Origin of the sequence: Phyllobacterium sp. OV277 (genome assembly GCF_900104355.1) — a bacterium.
Taxonomy (GTDB): Bacteria; Pseudomonadota; Alphaproteobacteria; order Rhizobiales; family Rhizobiaceae; genus Phyllobacterium.
The window spans coordinates 140,725-159,334 of the sequence record NZ_FNIY01000010.1 but is presented as its reverse complement, the minus strand read 5'-3'; the positions used below and the strand labels follow the sequence as shown (position 1 = coordinate 159,334).

16 protein-coding genes and 2 pseudogenes are annotated in these 18,610 nt (G+C 54.2%); 9 read left to right on the top strand and 9 right to left on the bottom strand.

The window, feature by feature from the left end:
• The 6 genes and pseudogenes from BLU05_RS26630 to BLU05_RS22720 all read left to right on the top strand — a co-directional run.
• Nucleotides 1-108 (top strand): annotated as a pseudogene (locus BLU05_RS26630) (Hcp1 family type VI secretion system effector); the annotation flags it as partial.
• Nucleotides 109-289: 181 nt separating this feature from the next.
• Nucleotides 290-820 (top strand): OmpA family protein, encoded by a 531-nt coding sequence (locus tag BLU05_RS22740; protein WP_091885238.1) that lies wholly within the window; start codon nt 290-292, stop codon nt 818-820.
• A 242-nt stretch (nt 821-1,062) separates the two neighbouring features.
• Nucleotides 1,063-2,007, top strand: coding sequence for an adenylate/guanylate cyclase domain-containing protein (locus BLU05_RS22735; protein ID WP_091885236.1), 945 nt, complete (start codon nt 1,063-1,065; stop codon nt 2,005-2,007).
• A gap of 209 nt (nt 2,008-2,216) precedes the next feature.
• On the top strand, nt 2,217-2,663 hold the full coding sequence (gene msrB, locus BLU05_RS22730; RefSeq protein ID WP_091885233.1) for a peptide-methionine (R)-S-oxide reductase MsrB: 447 nt from the start codon (nt 2,217-2,219) through the stop codon (nt 2,661-2,663).
• The gene (msrA, locus tag BLU05_RS22725) at nt 2,664-3,179 is read left to right on the top strand and encodes a peptide-methionine (S)-S-oxide reductase MsrA (protein ID WP_091885230.1); all 516 of its coding nucleotides are present in this window, start codon (nt 2,664-2,666) and stop codon (nt 3,177-3,179) included.
• A gap of 111 nt (nt 3,180-3,290) precedes the next feature.
• Nucleotides 3,291-3,890 (top strand): DUF922 domain-containing Zn-dependent protease, encoded by a 600-nt coding sequence (locus BLU05_RS22720; protein ID WP_091885228.1) that lies wholly within the window; start codon nt 3,291-3,293, stop codon nt 3,888-3,890.
• On the opposite strand, the pseudogene BLU05_RS22715 reads toward BLU05_RS22720, so the two are convergent.
• The 8 genes and pseudogenes from BLU05_RS22715 to BLU05_RS22680 form a co-directional block, all read right to left on the bottom strand.
• Nucleotides 3,883-4,455 (bottom strand): annotated as a pseudogene (locus BLU05_RS22715) (methyltransferase domain-containing protein); the annotation flags it as partial. The gene BLU05_RS22720 and the pseudogene BLU05_RS22715 sit on opposite strands and share 8 nt — an antisense overlap.
• Before the next feature lie 66 nt (nt 4,456-4,521).
• Nucleotides 4,522-5,388 carry an oxidoreductase gene (locus BLU05_RS22710; protein ID WP_091885226.1) on the bottom strand — a complete coding sequence of 289 codons (867 nt, stop codon included), beginning with the start codon at nt 5,386-5,388 and terminating at the stop codon, nt 4,522-4,524.
• A 63-nt stretch (nt 5,389-5,451) separates the two neighbouring features.
• The gene (locus BLU05_RS22705; RefSeq protein ID WP_091885223.1) at nt 5,452-6,024 is read right to left on the bottom strand and encodes a TetR/AcrR family transcriptional regulator; all 573 of its coding nucleotides are present in this window, start codon (nt 6,022-6,024) and stop codon (nt 5,452-5,454) included.
• Nucleotides 6,025-6,181: 157 nt separating this feature from the next.
• Nucleotides 6,182-7,345 (bottom strand): diphosphate--fructose-6-phosphate 1-phosphotransferase, encoded by a 1,164-nt coding sequence (locus BLU05_RS22700; protein ID WP_091885220.1) that lies wholly within the window; start codon nt 7,343-7,345, stop codon nt 6,182-6,184.
• Nucleotides 7,346-7,378: 33 nt separating this feature from the next.
• Nucleotides 7,379-8,899, bottom strand: a complete 1,521-nt coding sequence (gene zwf, locus BLU05_RS22695; RefSeq protein WP_091885217.1) for a glucose-6-phosphate dehydrogenase — start codon at nt 8,897-8,899, stop codon at nt 7,379-7,381.
• A 197-nt stretch (nt 8,900-9,096) separates the two neighbouring features.
• On the bottom strand, nt 9,097-9,291 hold the full coding sequence (locus BLU05_RS22690) for a hypothetical protein (protein WP_091885214.1): 195 nt from the start codon (nt 9,289-9,291) through the stop codon (nt 9,097-9,099).
• Between the two features lie 153 nt (nt 9,292-9,444).
• Nucleotides 9,445-9,963 carry a SixA phosphatase family protein gene (locus tag BLU05_RS22685; RefSeq protein WP_091885211.1) on the bottom strand — a complete coding sequence of 173 codons (519 nt, stop codon included), beginning with the start codon at nt 9,961-9,963 and terminating at the stop codon, nt 9,445-9,447.
• A 108-nt stretch (nt 9,964-10,071) separates the two neighbouring features.
• Nucleotides 10,072-11,562 carry an esterase-like activity of phytase family protein gene (locus BLU05_RS22680; protein WP_091885208.1) on the bottom strand — a complete coding sequence of 497 codons (1,491 nt, stop codon included), beginning with the start codon at nt 11,560-11,562 and terminating at the stop codon, nt 10,072-10,074.
• 262 nt (nt 11,563-11,824) lie between these two features.
• Between BLU05_RS22680 and BLU05_RS22675 the strand changes: the two genes are divergently transcribed.
• A complete protein-coding gene (locus BLU05_RS22675) occupies nt 11,825-13,426 on the top strand; it encodes a CYTH and CHAD domain-containing protein (RefSeq protein ID WP_091885206.1) in 1,602 nt (533 codons plus the stop codon).
• Here the strand turns inward: BLU05_RS22675 and BLU05_RS22670 are convergent.
• Entirely contained in the window at nt 13,419-15,014 is a 1,596-nt protein-coding gene (locus tag BLU05_RS22670) for an EAL domain-containing protein (RefSeq protein ID WP_139210507.1), read from the bottom strand. The two genes, BLU05_RS22675 and BLU05_RS22670, sit on opposite strands and share 8 nt — an antisense overlap.
• A 197-nt stretch (nt 15,015-15,211) precedes the next feature.
• Here BLU05_RS22670 and BLU05_RS22665 point away from each other — a divergent pair, with 197 nt between their 5' ends.
• Entirely contained in the window at nt 15,212-16,066 is an 855-nt protein-coding gene (locus BLU05_RS22665) for a non-homologous end joining protein Ku (protein WP_091885202.1), read from the top strand.
• Between the two features lie 3 nt (nt 16,067-16,069).
• Nucleotides 16,070-18,610, top strand: coding sequence for a DNA ligase D (gene ligD, locus BLU05_RS22660; protein ID WP_091885200.1), 2,541 nt, complete (start codon nt 16,070-16,072; stop codon nt 18,608-18,610).

Genomic DNA, 18,610 nt, shown 5'->3' with positions numbered 1-18,610 from the left:
CTGAACTTCACCAAATTGGAAGTGAAGTACACACCATACGACGCAAATCAGAGCCCGCAGTCGCCAATGATTGCTTCTTACGATCTCGCCACAACACGGGCTGCGTAAGACAGACACGAGAAAGCGGGGCGGACCTGTGTCCGCTTCGCTTCTTCCTTCACTCTGCCGGTTAGCCCGGCATCGAATACAAGCATGTGTGTGATGTTTTTTACGTAATGGTCTGAGCTTGAAATTGGCCATTGGTTAATTTAATCTAAACTTAACTTACCGTTCTCGAAGAGGTTACATCATGCGCCAGCTTTTTTCTCTTTCTGCGGCCATTTTGATTGGCGTTGCTTCGCCCGCAATGGCTGGTCCGGCTTATAAGTCGGAAGATATTGTCAAACATTTCGTCAACACGGCGGATCTTGGTAAGTCACGCGCAATTTGCGTCGGGACGGATCAGGAGTGTGCGAAGAAGATTGTGAACCCCACTGCTTCGCCGTTGAACATGAAGGTTACATTCGAGCTGAATTCCGATCGTTTGACGGAAGAAGCAAAGCAGACTCTTGGCGAGTTTGCCAAGGCACTCAACGACCAGCGCCTTCAGGTGGCGACGTTCCAGGTTGAGGGTCACACGGATGCAACCGGTACGGACAAATACAATGACACATTGTCGATGCGCCGCGCGGAGTCTGTTTCTGCGTATCTCAGCCAGCTCGGTGTTTCTCCCGAGCGTCTGAAGGCAGAAGGCTTTGGCAAGCGTCATCCAAGCGTGAGCGATCCTTTCTCTCCGGAAAATCGCCGCGTAGAGACTCGTCTGGTGCTTCCGCAGGGTTGAATCCAGCGGACACAGGCAAAGCCCTTTGCGGCTGCTTCGCCTCTGCGATTGGTAAGACGGTATAGTTTTAATGGCGGGAGTCTGCGGTGGCGGGCTCCCGCCAAATTTATTGGTTCCCCCTTGGATCACCGGACCTGATCGATTTTACATGGGGCTATTTCAGATTCCCGCGTGTGGCGTTAAAGTGCCGGGATTGCGTTCGTCATACGAAGTTGCACCGGTTGAGATAGGGAGACAACGCCATGTCTGAAACACGTCGCAAGCTGACCACGATCTTTTCGGCGGATGTTCAGGACTACACGCGTTTGATGCAGGCAAATGAAGAGGCCACGCTCGACACGCTCAAGCAATATCGTGACTCTATGAAGCTGTTGATTGAAGCCCATGACGGGCGGGTCATCAATACTTGGGGCGATGGGCTCATTGCTGAATTCTCCAGTGTCGTCGAAGCGGTGCGCGCGGCTGTCGATGTTCAGAACGACCTTGCAGGGCACAATGCCAAGCGTCCGAATGAGTCGCGTATGCTTTTTCGCATCGGCATCAACCTTGGTGATGTCATTGTTGAAGGAGACGATATTTATGGCGATGGCGTCAATGTCGCCGCCCGGCTGCAGGCGTCAGCGTCCGCTGGCGGCATTGTAATATCCAGCACAGTGTACGAGCAGGTTCGCAACAAGATGACTGTCGGCTTCGAGTATCTTGGGCAGCTTTCACTCAAGAATATCGAAGGTGGTATTTCGAGCTATTCCGTCCGGATTGGCGAAGACGCCGTAATGCCTGTACGGCTGACATCGCCAGAGCAGGTACAGCCGCAGGGCTATCAGCGTGTTAGCAGTGCCCACACCGAGATCAGCTCAATGAGGGACCCGTCGCACAGGAAGAGCTTTGGCATACTGGGCGCAATAGCTGCAGGAATTGCCGCTATAAATGTGCTCTCGTGGGAAGGCGATTTCTGGGCAGCATGGCCTATTCTTGGCATTGCTGTTTTTGCGGCCCTTATCTGGATACGAACAACCACGCGGATTGACCGCTTTATTGCAATGCTGACCCTGATTGGCCTTGTGCTTGCCAGCATCAACGTTCTTTCCTGGGAAGGGACGCTCTGGGCACCATGGCCGCTGATTGCACTGGCGGTTGTCGGCGGTATCCGGTGGTTCACCCATGAACGGGGTAGCGCGCGCGGTTGATGCTTCGATTGCTCCAGCTCAACACGCAATACATCTTGAGAACAGCCTTGATAAAAGGCGGTGCAACACACAGATATAGGGCACACCTTTATTTTTCGACCGGATGAGACCCGGAGTAAGCTTCACTTTCAGCAAGAGACATTGTTGATGGATAAGTCTTGGCGCTCAAACCCCGGCAAATCGATGCACCGCCTGATGGAAGAGAGAAAATGAACAAATACGAAAAGAATTCTGACACCATCTCCAAACTGTCTCCCGAACAGTTTCGCGTCACACAGCAAAATGGCACCGAACGCCCGGGAACGGGTGAGTATCTGGACAATAAAGAGCCCGGCATCTACGTCGATATCGTGTCGGGCGAACCGCTGTTTGCGTCTTCCGACAAGTTTGAATCGGGATGTGGCTGGCCAAGTTTTACCAAGCCGATCGAACCTGCTTATGTGAATGAGTTGCGCGATGACAGCTATGGGATGGTGCGCATTGAAGTGCGCTCAAATCACGGCGACAGCCATCTGGGACATGTATTCCCTGATGGTCCGCAGGATCGCGGCGGTCTGCGCTATTGCATCAATTCGGCTTCGCTCCGGTTCGTTCATCGTAATGACATGGAAACCGAGGGCTATGGCGCTTATCTGAATCAGGTGGAGGATATCTGAATGGCACAAGAACGGGCAGTTCTGGCTGGCGGTTGCTTCTGGGGCATGCAGGATTTGATCCGGCGTTATGAGGGAGTAATATCCACTCGCGTCGGGTATTCCGGTGGTGATGTCCCAAATGCCACCTATCGCAATCATGGTACCCATGCGGAAGCCATCGAGATCATTTTTGATCCTGACCGCATCAGCTATCGGAAGATTCTGGAATTCTTCTTCCAGATTCATGACCCCTCAACGCTCAATCGTCAGGGTAACGATCTGGGATTGAGCTATCGCTCGGCCATTTTCTACACCAGCGACGAGCAAAAGCAGGTTGCCGAAGATACGATTGCCGATGTTGATGCGTCCGGCCTGTGGCCCGGCAAGGTTGTGACCGAGCTTGCCCCGGTTGGCGATTTCTGGGAAGCGGAACCAGAACATCAGGATTATCTGGAGCGTTATCCCAATGGCTACACCTGTCATTTTGTCAGGCCGAACTGGACGTTGCCTGTAAGGGATAGGGCAACTGCATCCTAATCTGATCCTCAAGGCAGAAAAGTGCGGCGCTTTACATTATGCGCCGCCTGCCTTCGTGCGATAAATAACGCGTTCTGCGGATCGACAGGAGAACGCGAGGGGAATTTCGGGGTGAAAACAGAGATTCGAATTGGATTTTTTGCGGCTTGCGTCGTCCTTGCGCCGCTGTCTGCTCAAGCTGAGTGGCAGGCTGTCGAGAAGGTAGAGACCTATGCCATCACAGGTAAATCCGGTGCGGAACTCTATGCTTCGATCGGCCAGCGGGGCCCGTTGATTGGCGGCTCGACCCGCGTTATTGCCCATACCAATTTCAAACTGACGTGGCAGCGGAAATACGAAAGACAGGGCAATGCCTGCACACTCGTTTCCGCCAAGCCAAAACTCATCATCACTTACACCTTGCCAAAACCTGCCGAGCGGCTTCCCGCGCCAGTTCAGGCAAATTGGGAAACCTTTATTGCTGGTGTTCAGACCCATGAAGCCGTGCATGGCGTTACCATCAAAGACATGGTCAAGGCCATTGAAGCGGCTACCATCGGTCTGTCTGTTCCCGACGATCCCGATTGCCGCAAAATCAGGGTTGAAATGACCAAACGCCTTTCTGAGCTATCTCTCGCACAGCGTCAGAAAGGCCGGGACTTTGACCGCGTCGAAATGGGTGAAGGCGGCAATATTCAGCAGATGGTTCTGCGGTTGGTCAAAGGCGGGTGATCCTGTAGACCGCTGCGGGCGGCAGATTGCAGACGGCACGGCCGATATGGGTTGCTCTGAGATCAAGGCGATCGAGGACACGCTGCGGGACAGGGCATCGCGGACCGTAGGTGAACTGATAAAAGGCTCCATCCTCGCGCAGATAATGAAACGCACCGGCGAGAATATCGGTCACTTTCTGCGCAGGCATCGAGAGCAGGGGTAGTCCGCTTACAACGGCTGATACAGGCGTGCCCTCAAAAATCCCGTTCTGTGCGAGTTCTGCTGCATCCATCAACAGCACTCTGGATTGGGGGAACCGCTTTCCGAGGATTTCCCGGAATTCCGAGCCGAATTCGATGAGCGTCAGATCGCTCTCTTGGATACCCTTCTCCAGAAGGGCTCTGGTGAATGCGCCCGTGCCGGGGCCAAGCTCCAGCACCGGACCGTTGTTCGGCCGGATTTCCTGGGTCATGATCCGGGCCAGCGCTTTGCCCGACGGGGCAACAGCTGCAACCCGCAATGGATCAGAAAGCCATGTCCGGAAGAAGTAAGCGAAGTCAGCCCAAGTGCCTGTGTTGGTCATTTCATCTCCACATGGTCAGCTGCCCGTAAAACCATCGACTTTACGGACAGTGCCAAAGATTCCGGGTTAAGATCTCAAGGCTTTCAGAGCGTCCAGATTACTGTCGTCGAAATCGGTTGAGCGCGATACGTGTTCCCATTCAGCTGCCGCCTTGGTGCGCCGCATTTCCGCTTCGTTGAATACGTAAAGGGCGTCGTTGCCAAGCAACAAATGGGCGGGCAGCGTTTCCTGTTCGGCAAGGTCGATAATCACCTGGGATATCTTCTCGGGATCACCCACTTCATTGCCGACATAGGCCCGCAAGATCTTCGTCAGTGCACCAACACTTGCCTCGTATTCGGGCAATAAGGTGGGGATGTTGTTCCTTGCCGTCGAGCCCCAATTGGTGCGCATACCACCCGGCTCAACGGCGATGACCTTGACGCCAAAGGGGGCAACTTCCTGCGCGAGCACTTCTGTCAGGCCACCGACGGCCCATTTTGCCGATTGATAGGCACTCAGACCCGGGGTGCCGGTGCGTCCGCCTACGGAGGAAATATTGATGATATGGCCGGAACGCTGGCCGCGCATCACGGGCAGTGCGGCCCGTATCAAGTTCACCACGCCGAAGAAATTGATATCGATCTGTGCGTAGAAGTCCCTTTCATCTGTCTGTTCGAAAGGGCTGACCTGCCCGTATCCCGCATTGTTCACGAGGACATCCAACCGGCCAAATGTATCGACCGCCTGTTTGACGGCAGCATGCGCTGCATCTGCATTCGTCACATCAAGCGGTACAATCAGTATCCTGTCGCCAAAACGCTCTTTGAGGTCTGCCAGAGTGGCAGTACTGCGGGCGGTAGCAACAAGGCTTGCCCCAGAGTTAAGGACAGCCTCGGCGATTGATCGCCCAAGACCATTGGCACTTCCTGTAATCAACCAGACTTTTGACATTGCATTGCCTTTCAATGATAATGAGTGAATAAGCACTCATTTAAGTGTTAAATTTGAACGCGCTTAACTGGTGGAGATTGCGCCCCAGAAAGCGTCGAAACCGGATTTCTTGTATGTGCTTGCATTCTTGGGATCGCGGGCGATGAAATCGAGCGTCATTTCCGACAGCGATTCCATAATTCCGCCTATGAACCCGGTGGGCTGTTGTCTCAGGGCACCCGTTGTGAAACCTTCTTCCAGCATTGCGGTGATATCGCGAAAGGCTTCCGAACCTGTCTTCTTGCTTTGCTCGGTTATACGGTTTGAAATACCGAGCTGCCGCATCGTCTTGCGTTTGGCGGGGTTGGCCGCTGCCCAGTCAAGCGAGCGGCTCCACAAATGTTCGCAGCGCTCCTTCAAGCTCGCCTTGGCAGGGTAGCCAGTCGTAATTGCAGCGCGCAAATCCGATTTGATATCGAGGTAGAGCTGGTTCAGCAATTCGTCCTTGCTGGGGAAATATGTAAACAGCGAACCCTCCGCAACGCCGGCATCCTTGGCGATCTTTGCCGTGGATGCACCTGTGCCAAGGACAGCGATGCTTTCAGTCGCTGCCATAAGAATGGCGTTTCGTTTGTCTTCGCTGAGCGGACGAGCCACTGGACAATTCCTTGAGTGAGTACATACTCACTTATAGAGAAGTGTCCGTTCCAACGCAAGCGATTTGTTGCAGAGCCCGGAGAGACAGTCATCAAAGCTCAAACAGACCACAATATTCAAGGCTACAACCCTGCAATATGGGTTGTAGCCGCGACTGCTATAGCGGCTCGGCAAGTGTGAAACGCTTGGGCAGCAATCGCTCGAAATAAGAATGGCATGCGGCCGAAATCTGGTTGGCGTCATCAAGGAGAAAATTATCCGGCAAATGTTGCGTTTTTCCGGCGACATTGGCGAGAGGAACCAGTTGCGGACTTGTAGCTCCATTGGCGTATTGCAAGGCGACTGATCCGCCACCGCGCGCCGCCGCCTCAACCGCAAATGCACCCGCTTCAAAGGCTTCTTTGGCGTCTGTCGTATTGATGGTGCTGATATTGCCACGCGGCAGATAGCCGAATGTGTCAACCCGTGCGCGTGCGCCCGGCAAGCCTTCCCGCAGGAGTTGTTCGATGGCCATACCCAACTCTCCACCCGAAAGCCGGATATTGCCATGGGCGTCGCGTTCGAGCCGGTCAGCGGGAACAAGGTTTTCCACCACAGCACGGCCATCTTCACTGGTGACACCTTCGGACATGGCCACGATGCATCGTCCGTGACGGCTTTGGGCTTCACGCACGTCCTCAATGAACCGCTTTGCCGAGAAGGCCCGCTCCGGCACATAGACGAGGTGGGGTGCACTGCTATCATCCCGCTGCCAGGCGGCTGCGGCGGTGGTCAGGAAGCCCGCATGCCTTCCCATGACAATCCCCACATAAATGCCGGGCAGGGCGCGAAAATCGAGATCAATACTGACAAAGGCACCGGCAATGAACTCGGCAGCGGAGATGAAGCCGGGCGTGTGGTCGCTTTCGACGAGATCATTGTCGATCGTCTTGGGTGCATGGACGAAGGCAATGTCATTGTTCGCGGCTTCAACAAGGATTTGCTGCGTGCCGGCTGTATCATTGCCCCCGATATTGATGAATGCGGTGGCCCCGACTTGTCGCAGGCTTTTCAGGATTGTTTCACAATAAGCGGCGTCCGGCTTGTCACGCGTACTGCCCAGGGCGGCGCTGGGTGTTCCGGCGATGAGGTGCAATTGCTGGTCCGATAGCGCCGAGAGTTCAACGAAATTGCCATCACGAATGCCCCGCACGCCATGGCGCGCGCCAAGCACACGGGCACCCGGATAACGCTTGCGCACTTCAAGCACAGCACCAGCCAGTGTCTGGTTAATTACTGCTGTCGGACCACCACCCTGTGCAATTACGAATGTCTCGGTCATATCCGTCCCTCTCGATATCATCGTTTGGTCCCGCTACGAGACCTTGGCTTTCACCCTGTGCGCCACATCCGGCTGATGCCATTTGCGCCCATCCCGCTCAATGAGCGCTTCGGCAGATTGAGGTCCCATGCTCCCCGCCGGATATGTATCCGGTCTTTCTTTCGATTTCGACCAAAGGTCGAGAAAGGGCTGCACCGCCGCCCATCCCGCTTCAATGCTGTCAGCGCGTTGAAACAGCGTCTGGTCACCGTCAAACAGATCATAAAGCAGGGATTCATAGCCTGTCAGTTTGCCGATATCAAAGAAGTCCGCATAGTTGAAATCAAGTGATATCGGCATGGGTTCCACGGAAAGGCCGGGGGATTTGATCGATATCTCGATATGCAGACCTTCGTCCGGCTGTACCTGAATGATGAGGCGGTTTGGTGTAAGGCGCTGAGGAGCCATTCCCTTAAATTGAGCAAAGGGGACCTGACGGAAAGTAACGATAATCTCCGTGTCGCGGGCGGTCATAGCCTTTCCTGTCCTCAGATAAAACGGAACACCTGCCCAGCGCCAGGTATCGATGTAGAGCTTCAGTGCAACGAAAGTCTCTGTTGCACTGTCGCGGGCAACATCGGCAATATCCGTGTAAGCGGGTATGGTGTTTCCGTTGGAGACACCTGCCGTATAGGCTCCGCGCGCCGAGTTCTGTTCTGCTTCTTCGGGTGAATAAATCCGTAGAGCTTTCAGCACCTTGCCCTTCTCGTCGCGGATGGCTTCGGCGTCAAAGCTATTGGGCGGCTCCATGGCAACCATGGCCAGAAGCTGGAACAGGTGGTTTGGAACCATATCCCTGAGTGCGCCCGTGGCATCGTAGAACTTGCCGCGCGTGCCAACATCGACGAGTTCCGCTGCTGTTATCTGAACATGGTCGATAAAATTATTGCTCCAGATGGATTCGATCATCATGTTGGCAAAGCGGGCCGTCATGATGTTCTGGACGGTCTCTTTCCCGAGAAAATGGTCGACGCGATAGACCTGACTTTCGGGAACCCGATTCAATATCCGGGCATTGAGTGCCTTGGCGGAGGCGAGATCGGTTCCAAAAGGCTTTTCAATAACGAGGCGGCGGAAGGAGCCATCTTCTTTCAGAAGGCCATTATCGGCCAGTTTGTCGACGATATCGCCGAAGAAAAGCGGTGGCACAGCGAGGTAATAAGCTGCATTGCGCCCCGTCTGTTCTCTGAGCCGACTGACTATCTGCGTGTAAATGGCATCCTGTGTGAAGTCGCCCTGCAGGTAGAAAATGCGGGACCGCAACTGCTGCCATGTCTCGTCACTATAGTTTGCTTTGATGTTCGAGGTCGCCAGAAATGCCTCAAGCTTGGCCCGCAACATTTCATCATCACCAGGATCAAGGCCGATGCCGAGGATTTGCAGGCTGTCATTGACCAGGCCGCTTTGCGTCATGTTGAGGATGGTGGGAACGAGCAGCCGCCGCGTCAGGTCACCGGTTGCGCCGAAGATGACCAGAGTGACGGGTGGGGCAGGGGCTATGGCGGGTTCAGTCACAGGAGCACCGGACCATTGTCAAACTGTTCCAGATCGGTTCGTACATGAGATCTCCTTTGGTTCAACACTTGGGGAACACGATGCGATGCGTGCGCTGCCTCTGGATAGTATCCATGGAGAATGAACGGAATAAGTGATGAGGAGGCAAGCATTATCTTGCCTTCACCGACTTCTTTTTATGCGGGGTGTTCGGTCGCCTATTTGCCCTTGCCAAATTTGACCGGCTTGCCTTCGCGATCTGCTATTGCAGTTTTGATGGCATTGAGGAACGCCTCGGGATTGTCGATGGAAATGTTGACGCTCTTTGGCTCGTTGAAAGGATTGAGTCCTGAAAACTTGAGATTGGCTGTTTCTTCTTCGTACCTGATTTCCTGAAGCTCTCTAAGGCGCATACGGACGTCCAATCGCGATTTGAAATGAATGGTACCGTCACATATTCGAAAAATTATTGTCATAATCAACTACCGAAAGCTGAAGTGACGGCTCTATTGTGCCGAATTCGGCGAATAAAAGCTCAATACAATCTGGGGTTTTATAGGGTTGCTCTAAACAGCAGCAATGGTCTTTGGTGTCACAAACCGATCCAGCTTTCCGGATTGTTCCGGCAGGTCGGACCAGCTTTTCGCTTTGAAGTCGATCACGACAAGACCTGCGGTTGGATATTTCAGCCGGAGCCGGGCAAGATCGGCCTCTTTGCCATTGCCGATAAGTTGAAGGGCGACGTCGTGCAGTCCCGGATTATGGCCGATTATCAGCAGGGACTGGATTGCAGGTTCTGTTGATCTGACAATATCCACAATGACGCGGGCAGGAGCCTCGTAAATGCGGGCCTCCTCGCGCCAGTCAATCTCATGCGCTAGGGCAGGACGTACCAGTTCCCACGTTTCCATTGTTCGACGGGCCGTGGAAACAATGGCAAGATCAGGCAGCAGTCCTTCCTGCGCCATATATTCCGCCATCAACGGGCTCGCTTGCCTTCCACGCTCTGCAAGCGGACGGTCATGGTCATCAATACCATCTGGCCAGTCTGATTTGGCATGACGGAGAAGCATCAGTCGGAGCATCGGTGTGTTCCATTGCGGTCATATCAGCGGATCATATAACACGAATAGCATCGGAAGAGGCTGATAACAGCGGATGCGGCGCGCACACCCGCTGTTTGTCAGATAGTCCTACTTGGACAGACCTGGCAGAGTTACCTGAAAGACCTGAAACATCGTGTCGACATCCGCGCCACCGTCTCCCTTATAACTTGCCCCGACTTGAAATCCGTCCTGCGTCAGGAAATCATTGTCGTTGGCGACGAACAGGAAATAATCATCCGGAAGTTTGGGATCAAGGACGCTCACAAGCGCCATGGCTTCCCATTTCTCAGACAGATTGTTCCGATCATTTGGTGCGCCGTTGTGCAGGGCAAAGCGTGCTAAAGATGCGCTGTCATTGATATCGATAAAAGGTGTCAGGGTTGCCGCTGTTACTGACGGATCAAGCACACCCTTCGGCGCTACAGCCTTGTCGGCGTCGAAAGCACTACCGGCAATGTCAGTGGCTGCCGATGTGTCGACTAGAGTGATATTGCGATAGAGTGACGTGTCGCCTTCCATGCCGTAGCCATTGCCGCTATCACGCGCCAGCATCAGAAACGTCTTGTCTGAAAGCGCCACGATCTCGCTTTGCGCAGCAACGGCTTTCTTGCCCTTCGCATTGGTGAAAACCGGAAGCGGCACGACATATTCATGCACCAGTTTGAGATGAGACGGATCAGCTGCGTCATAAACAAGCGCACGTGTGTTCTGACGTGTCGAGCTGGAATCACCGCCATCCTGTCTGGTTGCAGACTGAAGAACGGCAATCAGAAACTTGCCATCAGGTGTCAGAGCCATGCCCTCAAGGCCCTGATTGTTCTGGCGTCCGGTATCGGGATCTTTGGGGTCAGGGGCCTGCGCACCGGGGCCGGGATTGTTGGAGGCGAAATTTGGCTTGCCGTGGCGTATGGGTACAAGGGCTGCTGGCGGCTGGGTTGCGGAAAGCAGACGGCCATCGGCCGAGAAGCGATAGATGTTCGGCCCGTATTCGTCACTGATGAACATGGAGCCATCCGCCAGCCGGATGATTGCTTCATTATCCAGTGCGATCTTGCCGTTCTTGGCCTGTGGCAGGACAGGAAAATCTCCCGCTGCGGCGCGAACATCAGTCTCGGGATCGAGGCCGGTGGTATCGCCGCCCTTGTCATCGACCAGCAATATCGTATCGGTGAGCTTGGCCTCTACAGCGGATTGCTGCCTGTCAGCGGATGGGGTTGCTCCGGGAGCAACCGGTGTGAACTGGATGGAAAGCGTATTGAGGCGCGGGCGGTAATCGGTGGTGCCGACCGAATTATAACCGCGATCCGGCAGAAGCAGCATTGTGCCCTTGTATGTGGCTCCATCGCGGCTCCAGGCTGCCGGGTCCATTGCCATACCGGAGCCGGAGCCAAAGGTTTCACCGAACTTGTCGCGCTGGCTGGCTGGAATTCTCCCCACACCAACCAGACCCTTGTTGACAAGGGTTGCAGTGCCAACCGTGATGGAATTATCGGCAAAGGCCGTCGCCGGTATCGCTGCCACAAATGTTAAAAGAATGGTGCCGAGCAGTCTCGACAGGATTGAACGCGAGGGACGCATGAAAATATCCTTTGAAAGATTGTTGCGAAGGGCGGCCCCGGGTTCGATTTTCGGAAGGTGCGTGCTGCCCTGGAATCGTTCAAAGAGACCTTTCTACTCAGGTTTAGAACCGCAATGTAATACTGACATGACAGGCCATCACAACGCGTTACCCGTGCAAGCCACTCTTTTGTAAACTCATTTTGCTGGTATTCTGCTCTACCAAGATGACGCGCAGGCGCTAATATGCATCTGCGTAACGGCTAAAGGCAGGGGCTTTTTGATGGTAGCTTTGGTTCATGGGACTGAAGAGGGGACCGGCACCGATGCTGTTCCCGCGCTACCGGTTACGCCCGTTGAAATTGAACTGAAGCTGCGCGCACCCGCCGGGAAGCTGGATGAAATTCGGCAATCATCGGTCATCAGGCAGTTTGTCCGCAACAAGGGTGTCATCAGGCGTCTTGAGGCGACCTATTACGACACGCCGGATCATCAGCTGTTTAAGGCCGGATTGTCCCTGCGTGTCCGTCGTGAGGGCCGCCGTTACATACAAACGGTCAAACGGGTAGCATCATCAGGTTCGTTGCACCGCGACGAATGGGAAGTGCCTGTGGCGGGCATGGCTCTTGACCTCGCCGCGTTGCCGATGGCTGAAATTGGCGGACCACTGTACGGGATGGTTGAAGCCGGGCTCATACCGATCTTTATCACCCGGGTCAGACGCCACATCCTGATGCTTGATCAACAGGACACGCAGATCGAGCTGGCGCTTGACGAGGGTGATATTGTGTTTGGGCCTCACAGCCTGCCGCTATGCGAAGTCGAGCTTGAGTTGAAGCAGGGGAAAGTGGCTTCATTGTACCAGTTCGGCCTCGCTCTGATGGATGTTGTTCCCCTATGTCTGGAGACACAGACCAAATCCGCGCGTGGTTATGCCTTGGCGCAGGGTAACACCCCCCGGGCTGTCAAAGCTGCCTCATCCAATCTTGACCGGAGCGATACCGTTGATGAAGGCATTGCCAAGCTTTTGTCCAGTTGCCATGAACAGATCATTGCGAATTTATCGGCCACTCAGGATGGACGTGAACCGGAAGGTATCCACCAATTGCGTGTGGCACTGCGCCGGCTGCGTGTGGCGTTGCATTTCCTTTGCCACCATTTGAAGTCTCCTGTCCTGGAGGGCCTTGATACTGAGGCCAAGCTTTTCGGACAGGCGCTTGGTCCAGCCCGCAATTGGGATGTTTTCATCGGGTCAACGCTTTCCGGGATTGAAGAAGCCACTATTCCGCATATCGATATGTCTGCATTGCGGGCGGCATGTAAGTTCTCGCACGATCAGGCCTATCACAATGCCCGAAACGTTCTGGCAGCACCCCGGACCAATCGCTTCCTCCTGTCGTTCGGGCTCATCATTGAACAGAAAAGCTGGCGAAACGACATTTCCAGCGAAGAGCTGAAAATACTCACCGAGCCATTGGGGCTATTTGCAACGCGTGTTCTGGACAGAATCGAACATCAGGTGCGCAAACGTGGCCGGGGCTTCCGCCATCTTCACCCGGATGAGCGTCACAAAGTGCGGCTGGGCTTGAAGAAGCTGCGATATGCCACCGAGTTTTTTCTGCCACTATATTCCCGCCGGGCATCGACGACGAAATATCTGAAGCGATTGTCGCAGTTGCAGGAGCTTCTGGGGGAGGCCAATGACATCAAGACCACCCATGAACTTCTGGCAGCGCTTGAACACGATACGCTTTCTCCGCAGGCAAATCGGGCCATGGGCGCAGTGATCGGCTGGCAGGGACACCTTCAGACGGTTGCACTGAAACGCCTGAACAGCCGATGGCTGGCATACAAGCGTACGCTGCCGTTCTGGTCGCCTAGATAGAGCTTGCTTGGATCAATTTCTGCATGGCCATGGCATTAACCGGTCTTCCGTAGAACCATCCCTGGCCACCAATTTCAGTTTTTAAGCCGGCGAAATAGTCCCGCTGCATCGCCGTCTCGATCCCCTCGACAATGATACTCAGTCCAAGGACGCGCGCCATTTCAATGATCTGAGGCACAATAGAGACCGTCACCGAGCCCGTACCGACTGTCTGTGTGAAGGATTTATCCATCTTGATACCATCGACATTCAGCTCACCCAGATAGGCCAGACTTGAATAGCCGGTACCAAAATCATCAATGTAAATCCTGTGACCGCGACTGCGAAGCAGGTGAATGGCATCCACTGCCGCAGCCGCATTTGCCGTTGATCGCTCTGTGATCTCAAGCCCCAATTGTTCGGTCTGGATATTCGCTCGTTTCAGGCGGTTCGCAAGCGTCGGGACAAATTCCGGATCGATAAGATCGCTGGCGGATATGTTGACGTTGATACGGAAACGCCGATCCTTTTGGAGAAATGGACCCATATCGGCAAAAACCCGATCTATGACATACAGTGTCACGCGCCCGATGAGGCCCTCTTCTTCAGCGACCGGGATGAAAATGTCCGGAGAGATGGCCTCGCCATTGTCGATCCAGCGCACAAGCGCCTCTGCGCTGCGTGGCTCGTTGGATTGGATGTCGATGATGGGCTGGTATTCGACAGTCAGCGATTGCCGATCCAAAGCTTCAGTCAATCGGGCTCCGATGGATAGGCGCTTTTGCTGCAACAGCAGCATAATCACCCCAACAGCACCCCCGAGAGCACCGCCAAGCCCGATAATACTGGCTTCAATTGGAAAGGCAGAATCTTCAAGATCTCTCACCTTAGCATGCAAGGTAACGCAGGACCTGGCGTTGCAGACATTGCGAAAGACGATATCACCGTCTCGTCCGGCGCCTTCCGATAGTTTCTCCAGTTGTAATCCGAGATTCAGCGTGCCGAATATTCCAAGCGGGTTTTGATTGCCAGAAGGATTGAACATGATTCCAAAGGAATAGATTGGATCATTAAGGGCATCGAAAGCTGTTGGGTCCAGTACGACATTGGCGTTTTTGTTGCCGATGATCGGCGCTGTTGCGCTTGATATTGCCAGTGGCGTATTCGCATAGACGAGTATCCCATCATCCGTTTCGAGATCTGGCTTGGCGAGCGGACTGGGCGCCTTTGCTGGCCCGTATACCGCGGAGCAATGGAATGCCCCGTCTTTGACACGTCCAATATCCTTCAGATATTTTGTCTCGAACAGCATATTGCGGAGGTAGTCGACCTCCTCCTCTGAACAAAAGGGGTGTTCAGACCCGTTGGTTCTGGACAAGACAAGGTCCGCTTCATTGAAAACCTTCTCTGCCCGTTTCAATAGCTGATTTGATAAAGCCAGCATGTGTCCGCGGTCACTGCGGATAATGACGAGCCTTCCAATCCACGATCCAGCCCAGCAGCCCAAGAAGACAAGAATCACGACCAGAGTAATTTGCGGCGCAATTTTCCATTTAGACGGCCGTAATACTGACATTCGCGTGACCCCGCCTTCAATATAGTTTGGCAACTATATCGCAGGCCGGATAACAAGTGGTAATGATCCGGAAATGCAGCAATAATCGTGGTAGCGGACGGAAAAGCTTGGTGTTCTGTCTCACAGTGCTTGTACCGCTATGAATTCTGCGCCGGGTTAGGCGAATACATCAGAAACGCATATGGGAACAAAATCGCTGCAAAGGCATTCTGCAGTATGAGTGAAGGAGTATTCCTGTGCCGCGTGCCAATTGGAAGGGGTTCCTGAAGATTGCCGAGCTTAGCTGCCCGGTTGCCCTTTATACTGCCGCCTCCACCTCGGATCGTATCGCCTTTCACACGTTGAACCGGGCAACGGGGCATCGTGTCCGCAGGCAATATGTCGATAGTGAAACCGGAAAACCTGTCGAGTCCGACGATCAGGTCAAAGGCTATGAAGTAGGCAGTGACGACTATGTTGTGTTGGAGCCCGATGAAGTGGCTTCGGCCGTTCCAACGAGTGACAAGACATTGTCGATTGAAGCTTTTGTCAAAACCGATGCCATAGACGACGTTTATATGGATAAGCCCTACTACCTGTCCCCATCGGAATCGTCGGGCAATGAAGTGTATGATCTTCTGCGCGAAGGGATGAAATCCACGCAGTCTGCGGCCTTGGCGCGTACGGTTTTATTCCGGCGCATGCGCACAGTGCTCATTCAGGCGCATGCGAATGGACTGATCGCGACCACGCTCAATTTCGACTATGAAGTGCGTCCCGCAAAAGACGCGTTCAACAGCATCCCCGATATGAAAATCAGCGGTGAAATGCTTGACTTGGCCAAGCACATCATCGGTACAAAGCAGGGCACTTTCGATCCTGAGAAATACGATGATCGCTATGAGGCGGCGCTTGCGGATCTGGTCAAAGCCAAAATAGAGGGCAAGACGATCAAGGCGCCAAAACGTGCAAGTGACGAAAAAGTTGTTGATCTGATGCAGGCGCTTCGCGAGAGCGCAGGTATCAAGGACAAGAAAACCGGCGCCGGGGATAAAAAGAAACCGGTGAAGAAACCCGCAGCCTCCACACAAAAGAAGGCTGGCTGATCCATGGCGGTGTTGGAAACATACCGCCAGAAGCGCGATTTTGCGAAGACGCGTGAACCGAAGGGGTCCAAGGGAAAAAAGTCTGGAAACAGTTTTGTCATCCAGAAGCATGATGCCACCCGACTGCACTACGACTTGCGGCTCGAGATGGATGGCGTGATGAAAAGCTGGGCTGTTACGCGGGGTCCAAGTCTTGTCCCGACTGAGAAGCGTCTGGCCGTTCATGTGGAAGACCACCCGATCGAGTACAACGCTTTTGAGGGGACCATTCCCAAAGGCGAATATGGCGGCGGCACCGTTATAATCTGGGACCGGGGATACTGGACGCCTGTCGGCGATGCGGCGAAGGGATATCAAAAAGGCCATCTTGAGTTCGAACTGCACGGTGAAAAGCTCCACGGCCTCTGGCACCTTGTGCGTATGCAGCGCAAACCGCGGGAAAAGCGCGAGAATTGGTTGCTCATCAAGTCCGAAGATGATGTGGCGCGCGAGGCGGGCGCGCCTGACATTTTGGAGGAGCGCCCGGAATCCGTCAAAACCGGCCGGGTGATCGATGACGTTGCCGGGGAAGAGCCGGGTTGGTCGTCAAAAACGGGCAAGATTACCAAGAAAAAGCGAAATCCAGCATCGCCGAAAGCGTCAGCTGCAAAGACCGATATTGATCTGGAGCCTTCGAAGCTGAAAGGGGTGACAAAAGGGCCACTGCCGCGCTTCATTGAGCCAACCTTGGCAACCCTGTCACCCAAGCCACCTGCCGGTGAACAGTGGATCCACGAGATCAAATTTGATGGTTACAGGCTGCAGGCGCATATACAGGCGGGAAAGATCAAGCTTTTTACCCGAACCGGTCTGGATTGGACGGCAAAGTTCGGCAAGGAACTGGCTTCAGCATTTCAGGCGCTGCCGATTGGAAATGGGCTTGTCGATGGTGAACTCATTGTCGAAACCGCATCCGGCGCCTCGGATTTTTCTGCCTTGCAGGAAGCGCTGAGCGCGAATGACACCAGCCGTTTTCGTTTCTATGCGTTCGATCTGCTTTATCTTGATGGCTATGATCTGAGAGCCACACCGTTGATTGAACGAAAATCGCTTTTGCAGCGGGTTATCGGATCAGACGGAGGCTTGATCAGGTATAGCGATCACTTTGAAGAGGACGGTAACCTTGTCCTGTCCCATTCCTGCCGTCTTGGGCTGGAAGGTATCGTATCCAAACAACGTGATGCGCCCTACCGATCAGGCCGGGGCAAGACGTGGATCAAATCAAAGTGCTCGTTGCGGCAGGAATTCGTCATTGCCGCTTACATGCCGTCATCCACATCGCGCAAGGCAATCGGCTCGCTGGTTCTTGGCGTCTATGCAAAGGGTAAGCTCCAACATGTGGGACGCGTTGGAACCGGTTTTACCGCAAGTTCGGCGGAAGAGCTGTTTCATAAACTCAGTGGGCTGCGCATTCAGGAAAGTCCATTTGCTGAAAAGCTGAATGCCGTCGAGAGCAGGAACATTCGGTATATCAGGCCAGAGCTTGTGGCCGAAGTTGAGTTTCGCGGATGGACGGCTGACGGAAGCCTGCGCCATGCCTCATTTCGCGGATTACGGGAAGACAAGGTAGCAACGGAAGTCGTCAGGGAAACGCGCAAAATGTCTGCCACACCCAAACAACCGAAACGGACGGTTCAACTCACGCATCCCGATCGAATCTACTGGCCGGATGCAGGTGTCACGAAGGAGGGCCTTGCCGATTACTACACGGAGATATGGCGCTATATCGAACCATTTATCGTAGGCAGGCCACTGGCATTGTTACGCGGTCCTTCCGGCATTGATGGTCAGCTGTTTTTCCAGAAGCATACATGGAAAGGCTTGAACGCGAATATCGATCTTGTCAGCGACCCGCAAGACAAGGCGGGCGAACCACTGATCAGCATCAATGATCTTGATGGGCTCATGGCGCTCGTTCAATCGGCTGTGCTGGAAATCCATCCGTGGGGCTCGACACTCAAGGATTGGGAACGCCCTGATATGATCATCATGGATCTTGATCCGGGCCCTGATGTGGGATGGCAGGCCGTTATTGATGCGGCACTGGAAACCCGGGACAGGCTGAAACAGGTCGGCTTGGAGTCTTTCGTCAAGACATCGGGCGGAAAGGGACTGCATGTGGTCGCGCCGCTGCAGCCGAAGGCCACATGGCCAGCTGTCAAAGCATTCACCAAAGCGATTGCCGACGCCATGGCTGCTGATGATCCGGACCGCTATGTCGCGACGGTGACCAAGTCGAAGCGGCAGGGAAAAATCCTGATCGATTATCTGCGTAATCAAAGGGGTTCGACGGCCGTTGCGCCTTATTCGACCCGCGCGCGTTCAGGTGCACCTGTTTCCATGCCGCTCGCCTGGGATGAACTCGATCTTTCCATCGGCCCAGCCTACTTCACTGTCAGCAATGCGATGACACGCATAGACGCATTGGCAAGCGATCCCTGGCAGGATTTCCGCAAAGCGGCGAAGCCACTGCCGTCGACGAAGTCAGCAAGCAAGAAGGGATGA

Coding starts and splice junctions, on each gene's coding strand:
- BLU05_RS22740 (WP_091885238.1), top strand. CDS start 290: ATGCGCCAGCTTTTTTCTCTTTCTGCGGCCATTTTGATTGGCGTTGCT.
- BLU05_RS22735 (WP_091885236.1), top strand. CDS start 1,063: ATGTCTGAAACACGTCGCAAGCTGACCACGATCTTTTCGGCGGATGTT.
- msrB (WP_091885233.1), top strand. CDS start 2,217: ATGAACAAATACGAAAAGAATTCTGACACCATCTCCAAACTGTCTCCC.
- msrA (WP_091885230.1), top strand. CDS start 2,664: ATGGCACAAGAACGGGCAGTTCTGGCTGGCGGTTGCTTCTGGGGCATG.
- BLU05_RS22710 (WP_091885226.1), bottom strand. CDS start 5,388: ATGTCAAAAGTCTGGTTGATTACAGGAAGTGCCAATGGTCTTGGGCGA.
- BLU05_RS22700 (WP_091885220.1), bottom strand. CDS start 7,345: ATGACCGAGACATTCGTAATTGCACAGGGTGGTGGTCCGACAGCAGTA.
- BLU05_RS22690 (WP_091885214.1), bottom strand. CDS start 9,291: ATGCGCCTTAGAGAGCTTCAGGAAATCAGGTACGAAGAAGAAACAGCC.
- BLU05_RS22685 (WP_091885211.1), bottom strand. CDS start 9,963: ATGCTCCGACTGATGCTTCTCCGTCATGCCAAATCAGACTGGCCAGAT.
- BLU05_RS22680 (WP_091885208.1), bottom strand. CDS start 11,562: ATGCGTCCCTCGCGTTCAATCCTGTCGAGACTGCTCGGCACCATTCTT.
- BLU05_RS22675 (WP_091885206.1), top strand. CDS start 11,825: ATGGTAGCTTTGGTTCATGGGACTGAAGAGGGGACCGGCACCGATGCT.
- ligD (WP_091885200.1), top strand. CDS start 16,070: ATGGCGGTGTTGGAAACATACCGCCAGAAGCGCGATTTTGCGAAGACG.